This window comes from Bradyrhizobium lablabi (assembly GCF_018131005.1).
Taxonomy (GTDB): Bacteria; Pseudomonadota; Alphaproteobacteria; order Rhizobiales; family Xanthobacteraceae; genus Bradyrhizobium; species Bradyrhizobium lablabi_D.
In genome coordinates, this window is record NZ_JAFCJK010000004.1 from 183,794 (window position 1) to 197,412 (window position 13,619).

The 13,619-nt window shown below is 64.5% G+C and carries 13 protein-coding genes and 1 pseudogene; 7 read left to right on the plus strand and 7 right to left on the minus strand.

Annotated features, from left to right (window positions below; translation table 11 throughout):
- Nucleotides 1-96: 96 nt before the first annotated feature.
- Together JQ553_RS13950 and JQ553_RS13955 are read right to left on the minus strand one after the other, a co-directional pair.
- Nucleotides 97-855 carry an SDR family NAD(P)-dependent oxidoreductase gene (locus JQ553_RS13950; RefSeq protein WP_212500538.1) on the minus strand — a complete coding sequence of 253 codons (759 nt, stop codon included), beginning with the start codon at nt 853-855 and terminating at the stop codon, nt 97-99.
- Nucleotides 856-894: 39 nt separating this feature from the next.
- The gene (locus JQ553_RS13955; protein WP_212500539.1) at nt 895-1,464 is read right to left on the minus strand and encodes a TetR/AcrR family transcriptional regulator; all 570 of its coding nucleotides are present in this window, start codon (nt 1,462-1,464) and stop codon (nt 895-897) included.
- Nucleotides 1,465-1,573: 109 nt separating this feature from the next.
- Here JQ553_RS13955 and JQ553_RS13960 point away from each other — a divergent pair, with 109 nt between their 5' ends.
- Both JQ553_RS13960 and JQ553_RS13965 read left to right on the plus strand, forming a co-directional pair.
- The gene (locus JQ553_RS13960; protein WP_212500540.1) at nt 1,574-2,362 is read left to right on the plus strand and encodes a crotonase/enoyl-CoA hydratase family protein; all 789 of its coding nucleotides are present in this window, start codon (nt 1,574-1,576) and stop codon (nt 2,360-2,362) included.
- Nucleotides 2,363-2,636: 274 nt separating this feature from the next.
- A complete protein-coding gene (locus JQ553_RS13965) occupies nt 2,637-3,488 on the plus strand; it encodes a division plane positioning ATPase MipZ (RefSeq protein WP_249144272.1) in 852 nt (283 codons plus the stop codon).
- Between the two features lie 13 nt (nt 3,489-3,501).
- Here JQ553_RS13965 and JQ553_RS13970 read toward each other — a convergent pair whose 3' ends face one another.
- The 3 genes from JQ553_RS13970 to JQ553_RS13980 all read right to left on the minus strand — a co-directional run bounded on the left by JQ553_RS13970 (nt 3,502) and on the right by JQ553_RS13980 (nt 7,736).
- On the minus strand, nt 3,502-5,001 hold the full coding sequence (locus JQ553_RS13970) for a hypothetical protein (protein ID WP_249144273.1): 1,500 nt from the start codon (nt 4,999-5,001) through the stop codon (nt 3,502-3,504).
- Between the two features lie 356 nt (nt 5,002-5,357).
- Nucleotides 5,358-6,704 carry an MFS transporter gene (locus JQ553_RS13975; protein WP_212500542.1) on the minus strand — a complete coding sequence of 449 codons (1,347 nt, stop codon included), beginning with the start codon at nt 6,702-6,704 and terminating at the stop codon, nt 5,358-5,360.
- Nucleotides 6,705-6,863: 159 nt separating this feature from the next.
- Nucleotides 6,864-7,736, minus strand: a complete 873-nt coding sequence (locus JQ553_RS13980; protein WP_212500543.1) for a phytanoyl-CoA dioxygenase family protein — start codon at nt 7,734-7,736, stop codon at nt 6,864-6,866.
- 97 nt (nt 7,737-7,833) lie between these two features.
- Between JQ553_RS13980 and JQ553_RS13985 the strand changes: the two genes are divergently transcribed.
- Nucleotides 7,834-8,844, plus strand: coding sequence for a LacI family DNA-binding transcriptional regulator (locus JQ553_RS13985; RefSeq protein ID WP_212500544.1), 1,011 nt, complete (start codon nt 7,834-7,836; stop codon nt 8,842-8,844).
- Nucleotides 8,845-8,903: 59 nt separating this feature from the next.
- Here the strand turns inward: JQ553_RS13985 and JQ553_RS13990 are convergent.
- A pseudogene (locus tag JQ553_RS13990) lies at nt 8,904-10,142 on the minus strand (SulP family inorganic anion transporter); the annotation flags it as partial.
- Nucleotides 10,143-10,213: 71 nt separating this feature from the next.
- Between JQ553_RS13990 and JQ553_RS13995 the strand changes: the two are divergent.
- Together JQ553_RS13995 and JQ553_RS14000 are read left to right on the plus strand one after the other, a co-directional pair.
- Entirely contained in the window at nt 10,214-10,474 is a 261-nt protein-coding gene (locus JQ553_RS13995) for a hypothetical protein (protein WP_212500546.1), read from the plus strand.
- Nucleotides 10,464-11,333: an aldose 1-epimerase family protein gene (locus JQ553_RS14000; RefSeq protein ID WP_212500547.1), complete on the plus strand. Its 870-nt coding sequence runs from the start codon at nt 10,464-10,466 to the stop codon at nt 11,331-11,333. The genes JQ553_RS13995 and JQ553_RS14000 overlap by 11 nt, the downstream gene beginning before the upstream one ends.
- Here JQ553_RS14000 and JQ553_RS14005 read toward each other — a convergent pair.
- Nucleotides 11,326-12,060 carry an SDR family NAD(P)-dependent oxidoreductase gene (locus JQ553_RS14005; protein WP_212500548.1) on the minus strand — a complete coding sequence of 245 codons (735 nt, stop codon included), beginning with the start codon at nt 12,058-12,060 and terminating at the stop codon, nt 11,326-11,328. The two genes, JQ553_RS14000 and JQ553_RS14005, sit on opposite strands and share 8 nt — an antisense overlap.
- 202 nt (nt 12,061-12,262) lie before the next feature.
- On the opposite strand from JQ553_RS14005, the gene JQ553_RS14010 reads away from it, so the two are divergent.
- On the plus strand, nt 12,263-12,676 hold the full coding sequence (locus tag JQ553_RS14010; protein WP_212500549.1) for a DUF3830 family protein: 414 nt from the start codon (nt 12,263-12,265) through the stop codon (nt 12,674-12,676).
- A gap of 1 nt (nt 12,677) precedes the next feature.
- Nucleotides 12,678-13,616 carry an allantoinase PuuE gene (gene puuE, locus JQ553_RS14015; RefSeq protein ID WP_212500550.1) on the plus strand — a complete coding sequence of 313 codons (939 nt, stop codon included), beginning with the start codon at nt 12,678-12,680 and terminating at the stop codon, nt 13,614-13,616.
- The last annotated feature ends 3 nt before the right edge of the window (nt 13,617-13,619 follow it).

The following is a 13,619-nucleotide window of genomic DNA, read 5'->3' on the forward strand; positions in this document are numbered from 1 at the left end:
GTGCGGCTCACGGCCGGGCGGGCAGGGCCGCGCAGATACAAGATCTCGCGAGAGCGCAACGGATTTCCCGGCACACCGTCGCTGCCCGGTCGAGCGTCAGAACGCTTCCGCCCAAGGGCGCAGATCGAGCTCCAGCGTCCAGGCACTGCGATGCTGGTGATGCAACACCCAATAGGCGTCCGCGATGGCCGCGATGTTGAGCAGCCCGTCGGGTCCGCGATCGCCCTTCAATTGGGGACGAACGCCCAACAATCGATCGCCCTCGATGCCCCCGTCGACCACGATGTGCCCGACATGAATGCCTTGCGGGCCAAACTCGCGCGCCACGCTCTGCGCCAGCGCACGGAGCGCGGCCTTCGCCGCGGCGAACGGCGCGTAGTTGGCCTTGCCGCGCAGCGAGCCGCTGGCGCCCGTAAACACCAGCGTGCCGCCGCCGCGCTTAAGCAGCGCCGGGATCACGGCCTGCGCCAGCTGGAAGCCGCCGAGTGCGTGCTCGCGCCAATGCTCCTCAAACCGTTGTTCGGTCACCTTCAGGAACGGCGCGGGGCGGTTGGAGCCCGCATTGTGCACCGCCATCGCCAGCGGTGCGAGTCGCTCGGCGGCTTCGACGAAGCGGGCTACATCTGCGGCGACTGAGGCATCGCCGACGACATGGACGACCTTCGCCCCGGTCGCGACGAGCTCGGCCGCAGTCGCTGCAAGCTTGTCGGCATTGCGGCCGGCGATTGCGACGGGATAGCCGCCCGCGGCAAAGCGGCGCGCAATCGCGGCGCCGAGACCGTTCGACGCACCGACGCCTGCGATCAGCACGCTTCCCTGTACCGCACTCGATTCGAGAGCCGATTGATCGTTCATTGCTTTGCTCCGTTCGACACGCTAGCAGCGCAGGCTGATTCATTCATCCGGGGACATCGCGACGATGCCGTCGCGAACCGCGCGCAACACGGCGTCCGACCGCTTCGGGTCGGTGATGACACGCGACATGGCGAGCGCGCCGACCATCGCGCTCACCGCCAGGATCGCCCGTTCGTCGTCATCATCGCCGAGCACCTCCGTGACCTTGGCGATGAACGCCTCGATGTAGGGCTCCATCACGGCGCGACACTTCTCATTGGCGCGTCCAACGTCTGAGATCAGGGCGGCGATCGCGCAGCCCGTCTTGCGAGAGTCGCGATGCGCGCGGCTGAGATAGCTTCTCGCCATCGCGCTCGCGCTGCCCGGCTTGTCGGGATCGTTGGAGACGCGCGCAGCGGCCTCGCCCCCGGCCAGCGCCTGACCCAGCGCGGCGGCAATCAAGTCCGATCGCGAGTCGAAATGGCCGTAGAAGCCGCCATGGGTGAGGTTTACCCGTTGCATCAGGCCGCCAATGCTGAGCGCATCCAATCCGCCCTCGCGGATCTGCAGGGCGGCCGCGTTCAGTATGCGTTCGTGGCTCCTCGCCTTGTCAGCCCGGGAATGACCCATGTCGTGCTGCCCCCAATGCCGTTTGACTCTCCACCAAGATTATGGCCATCATACTACTGGATGACAAGCGTCATCCAGAATTCGTCAGCCAAAAAGATGGGAGGATCGGATGACGGACAGCGCGAGAGAGGGCCAGGTTCGTCACGAACAGCACGACCACATCCTGAAGATCGTCATCGACAATCCCACCAAGAAAAACGCTTTCAGCCCGGAGATGATGGCTCAACTGTCGGACGCACTGACGCTTCTCGACAGGGACGACAGCCTCTGGGCGGGCGTGCTCTGTGCAGCCGGCGAAAACTTCACTGCGGGCCTCGACATGCCAAAATTCTTCGGCCCGACCGCAAAGCGCAGGCCGGTGCCGGACGGCAACATCGATCCGTTCGGACTGTCCAATCGCTGCCGCAAGCCGATCGTTACCGCGGTGCAGGGTATCGTCTTCACCATCGGCATCGAAATGATGCTGGCCGGCGACATCGTCGTCGCGGCGGACGATTGCCGCTTCTGTCAGATGGAAGCCAAGCGCGGCATCGCGCCGCTGGCCGGGGCGCATTTTCGCTACATCAGTCGTGCCGGATGGGGCGATGCGATGTATCACCTTCTGCTGTGCGACGAGTTCTCGGCGGCGGAAGCGCACCGGATCGGGCTTGTACAGGAGGTCGTGCCCGCGGGTCAGCAGGTCGACCGCGCTATGACGTTGGCGCAAATTATCGCGCGCAACGCGCCGCTTGGCATCCAGGTGACGAAGGAGGCGGGGCGCAAGTTCATCGAGGCCGGCGAGCAGGCGGCGATTGCAATCATACCTCAGATCCGCGAACGCGTGCTCAACACCGCCGACGCGGCCGAGGGCATCAAGTCGTTCGTGGAGCGCCGCGCGGCGGTGTTTCAGGGACGCTAGAGCTTCGGTTCTGATTGAATCAGAACCGAAGCTCCGGATACTTGTTTTGACGCGCTTTCTTTCGCGCGAACCGGCATCGACCTCGATCGAAGCGCTATGGTCGCGCTCACGAGCATGACACGCTGCGGCTGTGGCATTGATGTCGCAGCCGCTCCGGATAAATTGTGACGAAGTCAAGACGACTCTTGTCGCGATTCGTCGAATCAACGAGATTCGTCCTTACCCGAAATCAATTTCATTCAGCTTTTGACTCAAGCGTCCGATGAGGAGCCGCATGACAAGCGCACGTGTAATTGTCGTAGGAAATAACAAGGGCGGCTCCGGCAAATCGACAATTGCCATGCATGTCGCCATCGCCCTGATCAAGGCCGGTCAGCGCGTCGCCACCATCGATCTCGACACAAAGCAGAAGACGCTCACCCATTACGTCGACAATCGGCGGGACTGGGCACGGGAAACCTCGCTCGATCTGGGCGCTCCGACGCATATGTGCTTCGAGACGGTCGGCAGCGGCAACAGCGAAGTCGAGACGCTCGGGCGCAGCGCGCTTGGCGAGATCGTCGAACGGCTGAGCCGGTCGCATGATTTCGTCGTCATCGACAGTCCTGGCCACGACACCTATCTGACGACATTCGCGCACTCGCTGGCGAACACCTTGATCACTCCGCTCAACGACAGCTTCCTGGACTTCGACGTGCTTGGCACCGTCGATGCGAACGACTTCAAGGTCACCGGCATCAGCCACTATTCGATGATGGTGGAGGAAGCGCGGCGGCAGCGCGGCCTCAACGATCAGGCGGCGTTCGACTGGGTCGTGTTGCGGAGCCGGCTCTCCACGCTGGGATCACGCAACAAGCGCCTGGTTGGCGAAGCCTTGAGCGAACTGTCGAAGACGCTGAACTTCAGGCTGGTCGATGGCCTTGCCGAGCGGGTGATCTTCCGCGAATTCTTTCCGCGCGGTCTGACCGCTATCGATGATGTCAGCCAATTGACGCTCGGCGCGCGGCCGACCATGTCGCATGTCACTGCGCGGATCGAGATGGAGCGCCTGATAACGGCAATCATGCTCGGCCATCTTGTCGCGGTGCCGCAGGATTCGACGGAGGCTAGCCGAACCGCGGCGTGAGATGCCCCTTTCGCTAGCGGCAATCGGCGTTGTGCGCTTCGGCAACGACAAGGAAGGTGATAGTTGCCGGAGCGAGCGTGATCGTTCCTGCCGGAATCGCTTCACCGGGGAGGGATGGGAGTTGATCCTCGGAATCGAGCGTCAGCGTTCTGCCGTTGAGCTGGACGGTGCCGTCCCCGAGATGTTTGCTTGCTAACGTGTAGCGTTGCGACGCGGCTGGTAACGCCAGCTCGTGCGGCTTCTCCCGATCATTGTTGATCACGAGCAGGGCAACCCCGCTTGGGATGTCGCGCGCGCAATGGGCATACAGATGAATGCCGGGCTGAAGAGCAGTCCCTGTGTCCAGCACGGTGGTTGCCATCAGCCGCCGCCACAACAAGGCGGCCCAATAGTTTGGCCGCGGCTCATGCGTCCGCTCGTCGAGCAGGCCATAGTCGCTTGCGGCGAGAGTGTTGTGCATTACGACCTGCACGCCGGCCTTGGCGAGACGCCCGAGCTGATCGAGATAGCGGAAGCTGTCCAGGAAGGTGGCAGCCCAGCGGTTGCCGCCGCACGCCGCCTCCGCCGTCTCGGTGAGCCAGAGCGGCTTGCCCGGTGCGAGGCGATCCCTCAGCAGGCGGTAGAATGCAAACGTGTTCTCGCTTCGCGCAAGCCAGCCGTCCGCGAGCGCCGCTTCCGGCGTGCGATCACCGCCGCATCGCGCCGAGAGCGCACCATAATGATGATAGGAGATCGCATCGACGTCTTGCGCGGACGCGGCGAAAAGGGCTTCAGCGTCGGCTCCGGTGCCGGCCGTGCCTGGACCGAGGATCGTCACATCAGGCGCGGCCTGCTTGATGAAAGCACGAAACGCGGCAAAGTCCCGCGCGTAAGCCGAGGCGTCGTAGCCGTCAGGCGCGCCGCCAATCGCCGGAAGATCGGGCTCGTTCATGAATTCGGCCGCGGCGATGCGTCCGTTGATGGATCGTGTGTAGGCGAGGAGGTGCTGCGCCTGCTCCGGAATCCAGACGCCCTTGGTGTTGCGCGTACCCGCACTGATTGCGAATGATGTGACGACGGGCGCATCGACAGCACGCGAGAAGTCGATCACGCCTCGCCATTGCTGGCGTGTCAGCGTGCCCTTGAAGCCTGCCGGCGGTGCGGATGGAGGCGTGTCGGAATCCGCGAAGAAGGTGCTGTTGGCCCAGGTGCCGCTGACGCGCAAATAGGCCGGTGACAGGGCCGCCGCCAGCCTGCGCAGCCTGGCGTCGCCGAGGTCGATCGGGGCGCGCTCGGCGAACAGGTCGGGATTCGGGCCCGCAGGCGCATCGGTTGACGCGTAGGGCCGCCAGAAGCGGCCGCCGGTGACCTCGACCATCTCGATGTTGTAGGACTGGAATCGCGGGTCGACCGTCGCAACGCGCGGCATGTCCGCGACGTTCAGCGACAGTTCGGCCGCGCGGATCTCGGCGCCGATGGAGGCAGCAGAGATCAGCGCGACAGTGCGTGCAAGGCATGGGAGCAGGTTGGTCAAGCTGCTAACGTGCACGGCGTCCGGTGCTTCCTGAAGTTTCGCTTGCTTCAGGATGCCGCTGGACTCGGGTGGAATCAACGCGCCGGCTACGGCGTTTTCGATCGAAGTGGATGCCAGTTGGAGTAAGGAAAACAAAACAAGATTCTAGAGCTTCGGTTCTGTTTCAATCAGAACCGATATTGCTCTGGCTTTGCCTCTCGTCGGCGATCTGGTCCCACAACGCGCGGATCATACTCTTCATCACCAGCGCATTGCGCCTGCCAGATCATGCCGTGCGCAAAGGAAATCGGTCACATCGCGCGCAAAGGCGGGATCGATGAAGCGCACGCCGACACCGTCAAACCCGGCGTCGCGGATCAGGCCCGCGCCGGCATCGCCGAGGGCAATTCGTCCGTTGCGGCCTCATTGGCCTCGATGTCCTCCCGATAGGTCTCGGGCCCGATCCAGATTGCGACCACGGTACAGGCGGACAGGAACATCGCGTAGCAGGCCACCGGCCACCACGTGCCGTAAGCCGCCACCAGAGCGGTTGCGACAAACGGCGCCGGGCCGCCTGACAAAAGCGAGCCGAGCTCGCGCGCGAACGCGAAGCCGGCGAAACGGCGCTGCGGCGGGAACAGCTCGGCGAAATAGGCCGCCTGCGGTCCGAACATCGCGGCCGTTACCACGGCACGGGCCAGGATGAAGGCGAGCGCGATCATGATCCACTGCTTGGTGCCGACCATCCAGAAGAACGGGAAGGCAAGAGCGACGCCGGCGAGCGCGCCGAACATGTAGACCGGCCGCCGTCCGATCCGGTCGGACAAGGCAGCGAAGCCAAGAATCGCGAACAGCTCGATCGTGAATGCCAGCATCAGCGCACTGAGCGCATCCGATTTCGGAACGCCCACGGTGTTGATTATGTAGCTCAGGCCGAACACCGGGAAGAAATAGCCGAGCCCGTTCTCGGCCATCCGCGCGCCCAGCACGACAAAGAAATTGCGCGGGTGCCGGCGCAGCGCCTCCATCGCCGGATTGCTCTCCACCTTGCCGCGCGCGACCACCGCATCGGTATAGACCGGCGTCTCGGTCACGCGGATGCGGACGAAGATGCCGACGAGAATCAGGAGGAAGCTCGCCAGGAAGGGCAGGCGCCAGCCCCAGTTCATCAGGTCCTCGCGCGGCAGCATCGTCACCAGCGCGAACGCGCCGGCGGCGAGCAGATTGCCGACGGAGACGCCGAGCGGCGCAAAGCCACCCCAAAGGCCGCGATGCTTCGGCGGTGCGTTCTCGACCAGATAGATGACCGCGCCGCCATACTCTGCGCCGGCGCCGAGGCCTTGGACGACGCGCATCGCGACCAGCAGGATAGGCGCCCAGGCGCCGATCTGCGCATAGGTCGGCAGGAAGCCGATCGCGGTGGTGCCGATGCCGATCATCAGGAGCGTTGCGACCAGCACCGGCTTGCGGCCGTACCGATCGCCGAGGATGCCGAACAAGAGGCCGCCCAGCGGCCGCACCACGAAGCCCACGCCGAAGGTCAGGAACGAAAGCAGCGTGCCGACCACGGGATCACTCTTCGGAAAGAACAGCTCGCCGAACACCAGAGCCGCGGCGGTGCCGTAGAGGAAGAAGTCGTACCATTCGAGCGCGGATCCGATGCTCGCAGCCAGGATCACGCGCAGGCGCGATTTGCTGGCGCCGTCTTTTGCCATCTCGGTCATTCGTTTCCCCGTTGTGTCTATTTTTTGTGGTCGTTTTGTTTGAGCATGGTCTATTCGGAAAACCGCTGCCTACTTTGGGCTACGCGGCCCTCCGGGTCCGGATCATGCTCTGGCAAGCAGCGATGCCCGCGGCTGGCCGCGGGCATCGTGGTCGGTTCTTCAGGCAGCACGCGTGAAGTAGGATTTCTTCGACGCCGACTGGGTCTCGTAGATCGACCCCTGCCGCTTCGCCGGCGGCAGCGGCATCCGCACCGGCACGTCAGTGAGTCGCGGCGCGATCACCGGAGGGCCAGCCAGCAGGCGGCCGTTGAACTCCTCGAAGTCCTTCACCCCCATCAGCGGCCAGGCGTCGCTGGCAGCGACTTCGTAAAGCAGCAGGTTGCGCGGCTTGTTCGAAGTGTTGGTTGCCGAGCCGTGCAGCGCGCGCACATGGTGGAACGACATGCTGCCGGCCTTGCCCATGCAGGGCACCGCGCGCTTGATGTCGTCCTGGATCAGGTCGGGATCGATCAGGCCGGCGAAGCAGCCGTCGTCGCCATGGTGATCCCACATGGTGTCGCCGCTGTGCGAACCCGGCGTCACCAGCATCGGGCCGTTCTCGATATCGCAATCGTCGAGCAGCACGCCGATCGCGAGAATGTCGTCATTGGTGTGCGGATAGAACGCCCAGTCCTGGTGCCACTCGACCGGCGAGCCGTATTGCGCCGACTTCATGTTGAGCTTCGAGCCGTGCAGGCGAAGTCCCGGGCCGATCAGCCTGGTGAGGATCGACATCACGGCCGGGCTACGGACGATCTCGTCGAAGATCGGGTGTACCTTGTGCGGCGCCTTGATGCGGCGGACGCGTGGGTTTTCGGGCGTATGGCTGGGCTCGAGGTCGTAGACATCGGTGTGCTCGGTCACTTTTGCCGCGCCGGCGACCAGTTCGGCAAGGACACTGCGCACCCGCGCCAGCGTCTCTCGGTCGAGCACCTCGGGTACCACGATTACCCCGTCGCGCTTGTAGGTCTGAACCAGGTCGTCCGAAATCATACTGCTTTCCCTTCTTGACGTTATGTTAGCGCTAACATACACGGGTGTTAGCGCTAACATCATGGTTTGGCAACCCGGAATCGTGCAGGCTCCCGCCATGAGTTCCGATCTGACTGAACCCGAGGCGGGCCCGGCCGACGTCGCGCCCACGCTCTCAGCGGTGGCCAAACGTGCCGGCGTGTCCGCGATCACGGTCAGCCGCGTGGTGCGAACGCCTGAGCTGGTGGCGCCGGAAACGCGGGCGCGGATCGAGCAGGCAATGCGCGACCTCGGCTACGTGCCGAACCTGGTCGCGGGCGCGCTGGCGAGCGCGCGGACCAATTCGGTCGGCGTGCTGGTCCCAACCATCGCCAATTCGATCTTCGCCGATACGGTGCAGGGACTGTCCGACAAGCTCGAGCCGCTCGGCTTCTCCGTGATCCTGGCGCAGTCGCGCTACGACGCCGCGCGCGAAGACCGCATGCTGGCGGCGCTGCTGTCGCGGCGGCCCGAGGCGATCATCATGGTCGGCTCACCCGCGACGGAGGAAGGCAGCCGCCTGTTGCGTCACGCGCGCATTCCGATCGTCGAGACCTGGGATCTGCCGGCGATGCCGATCGATGCGGTCGCAGGCTTTGACAATTACAAGGCCGGCGTTGCGGTCGCGAAACATCTCGTCGCGCAGGGACGCAAGCAGCTCGCTTTCATCGGCGGTGACGATCCGCGCGCGACGCGACGCTGGCTCGGCTTCAAGGACGAGATTTTGGCGAGCGGCCTTGCCGAGCCGCGCCGGCTGATCCTCGATCGCAACGCATCCGGCAGTGTTGTGGCGCATGCGCGATTACCCGGGGTCGACGCGGTGTTCGCCGCAAATGATGCTCATGCGATCGGATTCATGGCGGGACTGCGCCGTGCCGGACTCCTGCGCGAGGGACCGGCGTCCGCGCAGCCGGTCGCGGTGATCGGCCTCGGCGATCTCGAGATGGGTCGGCTGATTTCTCCGACATTAACCACGATCAGCGTGCACGGCGACGCCATCGGCAGCACCGCGGCGACACTTACGCTCGAGCGCGGCGGCGAGCGCCACGTCGATCTCGGCTTCGAGCTGGTGCTGCGCGACAGCGGTTAGCGATACTGGGGGCGGGGCTAGCCCTTCTTGCCGGCATACCAGCGGTCGATGCCGGCGAACATTGCGGCAAGCAGGCATCCGGTGATGATGCCGAATGTCAGGTCCTTGAACAGCGTCAGCGCAAAGGTCGTGGTCAGCACCGCGGCGCTGCGCCGATCCCCGATCAGGCGCAGGAATTCCTCCTTCTCCGCCATGTACCAGCACACCACGACCAGAACGCCAGCCAGCGCGGAGAGGGGAATATAGGCCGCGAGCGGCGCGCCCAGCACCATGAACAGGAGCAGGAACGCCGAATGCATCATGCCCGAGAGCGGGCTGCGCGCGCCGGCGCGGATGTTGGTCGCGGTGCGCGCGATCGTGCCGGTGACGCTGATGCCGCCGAACAGCGCGGAGGCGACGTTGGCGATGCCCTGCGCCACCAGCTCCATGTTGGAACGGTGCTTGCGGCCCGTCATACTGTCGGCGACCTTGGCTGAGAGCAGGCTCTCGACGCCGCCGAGCAGCGTGAAGGAAAACGCCGCGGGCAGGATCTGCCAGAGCAGCGCCGACGAGAACTCCGGCACATGCGGCATGGGCAGGCCGCGCGGAATCTCGCCGAACCGGCTGCCGATGGTCTCGACCGGCAAATGCAGCAGCTGTACCGCGATCGACGCGAGCACGATCGCGATCAGCATCGCCGGCCATGCCGGCCGCCAGGCGCGCAGCGCAAAGATCACCGCCGCCGACCCGGCGCCGACGGCCAGCGTAGGCCAGCTCAGCGTCGGAAGCGCGTGCGACAGCACGATGAGTTTCGGCAGAAACAGGCCCGGCTCGGGCCCGTTCAGCGTCAACCCGCCGAGATCGCGCAATTGGCTCCCCAGGATGGTGACGGCGATGCCGCAAGTGAAGCCGACAGTGACCGGATGCGGGATGTAGCGGATCAGCGATCCCAGTCCCGACGCGCCGATCAGCGTCAGCATCGCGCCGGAGACCAGCACGGTCAGCACGAGCCCGTCGATCCCGAACTGTGCGGCGGTCGCTGCGACCAGCACGATGAAGGCGCCAGCCGGGCCGCCGATCTGAAACCGGCTGCCGCCGAGCGCGGACACCAGGAAGCCGCCCACGATGGCGGTAAAAAGCCCGCGCTCCGGCGTCACGCCGGACGCGACCGCGATCGCCATCGACAGCGGCAACGCCACCACCGCCACCGTCAGCCCCGCGATCACGTCTTGACGGAAGGCGGCAAGGCCGTAGCCCTCGGTCAGCGTCGTGACGAGCTTGGGACGATAGAGATGCGCCGTGGAAGAACCGTCAGGCATGGGGATGACCGCGCGATAGGGATTTTGGAGCGAGGTTAGCAGAATCTTCAAGTGCAAGAAACGCGCCCGCGATGATTGGCGTGGAGCGGGCAATCACGGGTGTTGAACGCGGATTCGCGTTCATCCTTAAGTTGCAAGAAAATGCAAACTCGGACCGGGCAAACGCGAAAATTGCATGGCAAGCTTGCTGTTTTGACGTCATCGCCGCGCGATCAGTCAAATTCACGCTGACCTGCGCCGCGCATGGTCACAAGGTGGTTGACGGCGTCACCAGGATGAAACATCTGCTTCCATTGCATAACGCTTTCGGCGAGGCAAGGCATGAGCGATAGTCACACCTTGCGCGGCGACAGGATCGTCGCGACCATTTTGGCTGATGGCGCCGAGTTGAGTTCGCTCAGGAACGCCGATGGTGTCGAATTGCTGTGGCAAGCCGGCCCGCAATGGCGGCGCCACGCGCCGCTGCTGTTTCCGATCGTCGGCAAGCTCAAGAACGACACGCTGCATCACGATGGCAAGGCCTATCCGATGACGCAGCACGGTTTTGCGCGCGACCGGCGGTTTCAATGGATGGCGCAGGGTCTCCGCTCCTGCAAGCTCGCACTGGCCGACGACGCCGAGACCCGCGCGCACTATCCCTTCGCATTCCGGCTTGAAGTCACTTACACGATCGACGACGCCGATCTCGAAGTCGCCTTTGACGTCACCAACACGGGCACGGAGACGCTGCCGGCCTCGCTTGGGGGCCATCCCGCCTTCAACTGGCCGCTGCTGCCCGCGTTGCCGAAGGAAGCTTACACGCTGACCTTCGCGAAAGAGGAGCCGGCGCCGATCCGGCGGCTGAAGGGCGGTCTGCTCCGGCAGCAGGTCGAACCGAGTCCCCTCCAGGGGAGGACGCTCACATTGTCGGAACGGCTGTTCGATGATGACGCGGTCATCCTCGATCAGCTTTCGAGCGCGTCGGTCCGCTTCGCCGCCGGGGAGGGCCCGGCGGTCGATGTATCCTGGAACGGCTTTCGCGAACTCGGCGTCTGGTCCAAACCCGGCGGTGCAGCGTTCCTGTGTATCGAGCCCTGGCGCGGCTTTGCCAGCCCCGCGGAGTTCGACGGCGAGTTCACCGAGAAGCCCGGCCTGATGCACATCGCTGCCGGCGAACGCCAGTCGCTGAGCTACCGCATCCGCGTCAGTTGAACGCCATGCCGCCGCTCATCGCGATGGTCTGTCCGGTCATGTAGGGATTGTTGACCAGCAGCATCACGGCCTGCGCGACCTCTTCCGCCGTGCCGAAGCGTCCCAGCGGAATCCGGCTGACCAGTCCGCTCTGCCCCTTCATCATGTCGGTCTCGATCAGCGACGGAGCGACGGCATTCACGGTAATGCCATCCTTGACGAGACGCGCGGCATAGCCGCGGGTCAATCCTTCGAGGCCGGCCTTCGACGCGTTGTAGTGCGGTCCGATCGAGCCGGCGCCGCGTGCCGCGCCCGAGGAGATGTTGACGATGCGGCCCCATTTTTGGGCACGCATCATCGGCAGCACGGCGTGCGTGCACAGGAACGCCGATTTGAGGTTGACCGTTATGGTGCGGTCGAAATCCTCTTCCGTAAGATCGTCGACACCTTTGACGATCGCGATGCCGGCATTGTTGACGAGGATATCGACCGGGCCGAGTTCGGCTTTCGCCTGCGCGACGAGGCGGGCGACGGCGGCAGCTTCCGATACGTCCGCGGCGATCGCAACGGCGCGGCCTCCGGCTGCGGTGATGCCCTTCGCGAGCGTCTCTGCTTCAGTTGCGCGCTCGCGATAGTTGACGGCAACGGCCGCGCCGGCATCCGCAAGCATCTTGACGATGGCGGCGCCAATGCCGCGCGATCCGCCGCTCACCAAAGCAACATGGCCGTGCAGACTGTTTGTTGTCATCGAGTCACCTCTTCGCGTTCCCTTTTTCAGGCTCGCAAAAGCTGGAGGGGCGCGCAATGCGCCTCGACACAAATCTGCATTGCGGGCTGCGACGTCGCGAAAACGGGCAGGAACGGGCGGAATCTCTCTTGCTTCCCAGGTGAGCCGGCGGCAATGGTGGGATGTCACGTCTTTCCGCAAGGTCACCCAAGAGCAAAGACCGATGAGCAAACTGATTGTCCGCGCCGGCGACTTCACCTTCGACGCGCGCTTCGAGGAGCAACTCGCGCCGAAGACGGTTGCCGCGTTCCGCAAGGCGATGCCATTCGAGAGCCAGGCGATCCATGTGCGCTGGAGTGGCGAGGGCGTTTGGATGCCGCTCGGTGACCTCGATTTCGGCGTCTCTTACGAGAACCACACCAGCTATCCGGCGCCGGGCCAGGTCATCCTCTATCCCGGCGGCATCAGCGAGACCGAGATTCTGCTTGCCTATGGCGGCGTGCATTTCGCAAGCAAGATGGGCCAGCTCGCCGGCAACCATTTCATCACACTGACCTCGGGCCTTGAGAACCTGGCCGCCTTCGGCAAGACCGTGTTGTGGAAGGGCGCGCAGAAAATCCGCTTCGAGGAAATCTGACGTGACCGAGTCCCGCTACCCGCGCGACCTCCGCGGCTACGGCCGCAATCCGCCCGACCCGAAGTGGCCGGGACAGGCGCGCGTCGCCGTGCAGTTCGTGATCAATTTCGAGGAAGGCGGCGAGAACAACATCCTGCATGGCGATCGCGCGTCGGAGGCATTCCTGTCCGACGTGCTGGGCGCGCAGCCCTGGCCGGGCCAACGCCACGCCAATATCGAATCGATGTTCGAATACGGCTCGCGCGCTGGCTTCTGGCGGCTGTGGCGGATCTTTACCGAACGCAACGTGCCGGCCACGGTGTTCGGCGTCGCGATGGCGCTAAAGCGCAGTCCGGAAGCGGTCGCGGCAATGCAAGAGGCGGGCTGGGACATCGCAAGCCACAGCCTGCGCTGGGTCGAGCACAAGGAGATGTCGGAGACCGAGGAGCGAACGGAAATCGCCGAGGCGATCCGTGTCCACACCGAGGCGACCGGCGCGCACCCGCTCGGCTGGTACACCGGCCGCTGCTCGATCAACACGCTGCGGCTGCTGATCGAGGCCGGCGGCCTGCGCTATCTCTGCGACTCCTATGCCGACGACCTGCCGTATTGGATCAGGTCGCGCGGATCGGAGCCGCATCTGGTGATCCCCTATACGCTCGATGCCAACGACATGCGCTTCATCAACCCGCAGGGCTTCGGCGGCGGCGAGGAGTTCTTCACATATCTCAAGGACAGCTTTGACGTGCTCTATGCCGAGGGCGCGACGTCACCGAGGATGATGTCGGTCGGGCTGCACTGCCGGGTGGTCGGCCGTCCCGGCCGCGCCGCCGCGCTGATGCGCTTTCTCGACTATGTCGGGAAGCACGAGCGGGTCTGGGTCCCGACCCGGCTTGCAATTGCCGAACACTGGCACGCAAATCTCAAGCATCTCGCGCAGCACGCGTTCGATATTGGATAGGCC

Bases quoted from the DNA above. Each gene is read 5' to 3' on its own strand.
- JQ553_RS13950 (WP_212500538.1), bottom strand. From the start codon at position 855: ATGAACGATCAATCGGCTCTCGAATCGAGTGCGGTACAGGGAAGCGTG.
- JQ553_RS13955 (WP_212500539.1), bottom strand. From the start codon at position 1,464: ATGGGTCATTCCCGGGCTGACAAGGCGAGGAGCCACGAACGCATACTG.
- JQ553_RS13960 (WP_212500540.1), top strand. From the start codon at position 1,574: ATGACGGACAGCGCGAGAGAGGGCCAGGTTCGTCACGAACAGCACGAC.
- JQ553_RS13965 (WP_249144272.1), top strand. From the start codon at position 2,637: ATGACAAGCGCACGTGTAATTGTCGTAGGAAATAACAAGGGCGGCTCC.
- JQ553_RS13975 (WP_212500542.1), bottom strand. From the start codon at position 6,704: ATGACCGAGATGGCAAAAGACGGCGCCAGCAAATCGCGCCTGCGCGTG.
- JQ553_RS13980 (WP_212500543.1), bottom strand. From the start codon at position 7,736: ATGATTTCGGACGACCTGGTTCAGACCTACAAGCGCGACGGGGTAATC.
- JQ553_RS13985 (WP_212500544.1), top strand. From the start codon at position 7,834: ATGAGTTCCGATCTGACTGAACCCGAGGCGGGCCCGGCCGACGTCGCG.
- JQ553_RS13995 (WP_212500546.1), top strand. From the start codon at position 10,214: ATGATTGGCGTGGAGCGGGCAATCACGGGTGTTGAACGCGGATTCGCG.
- JQ553_RS14000 (WP_212500547.1), top strand. From the start codon at position 10,464: ATGAGCGATAGTCACACCTTGCGCGGCGACAGGATCGTCGCGACCATT.
- JQ553_RS14005 (WP_212500548.1), bottom strand. From the start codon at position 12,060: ATGACAACAAACAGTCTGCACGGCCATGTTGCTTTGGTGAGCGGCGGA.
- JQ553_RS14010 (WP_212500549.1), top strand. From the start codon at position 12,263: ATGAGCAAACTGATTGTCCGCGCCGGCGACTTCACCTTCGACGCGCGC.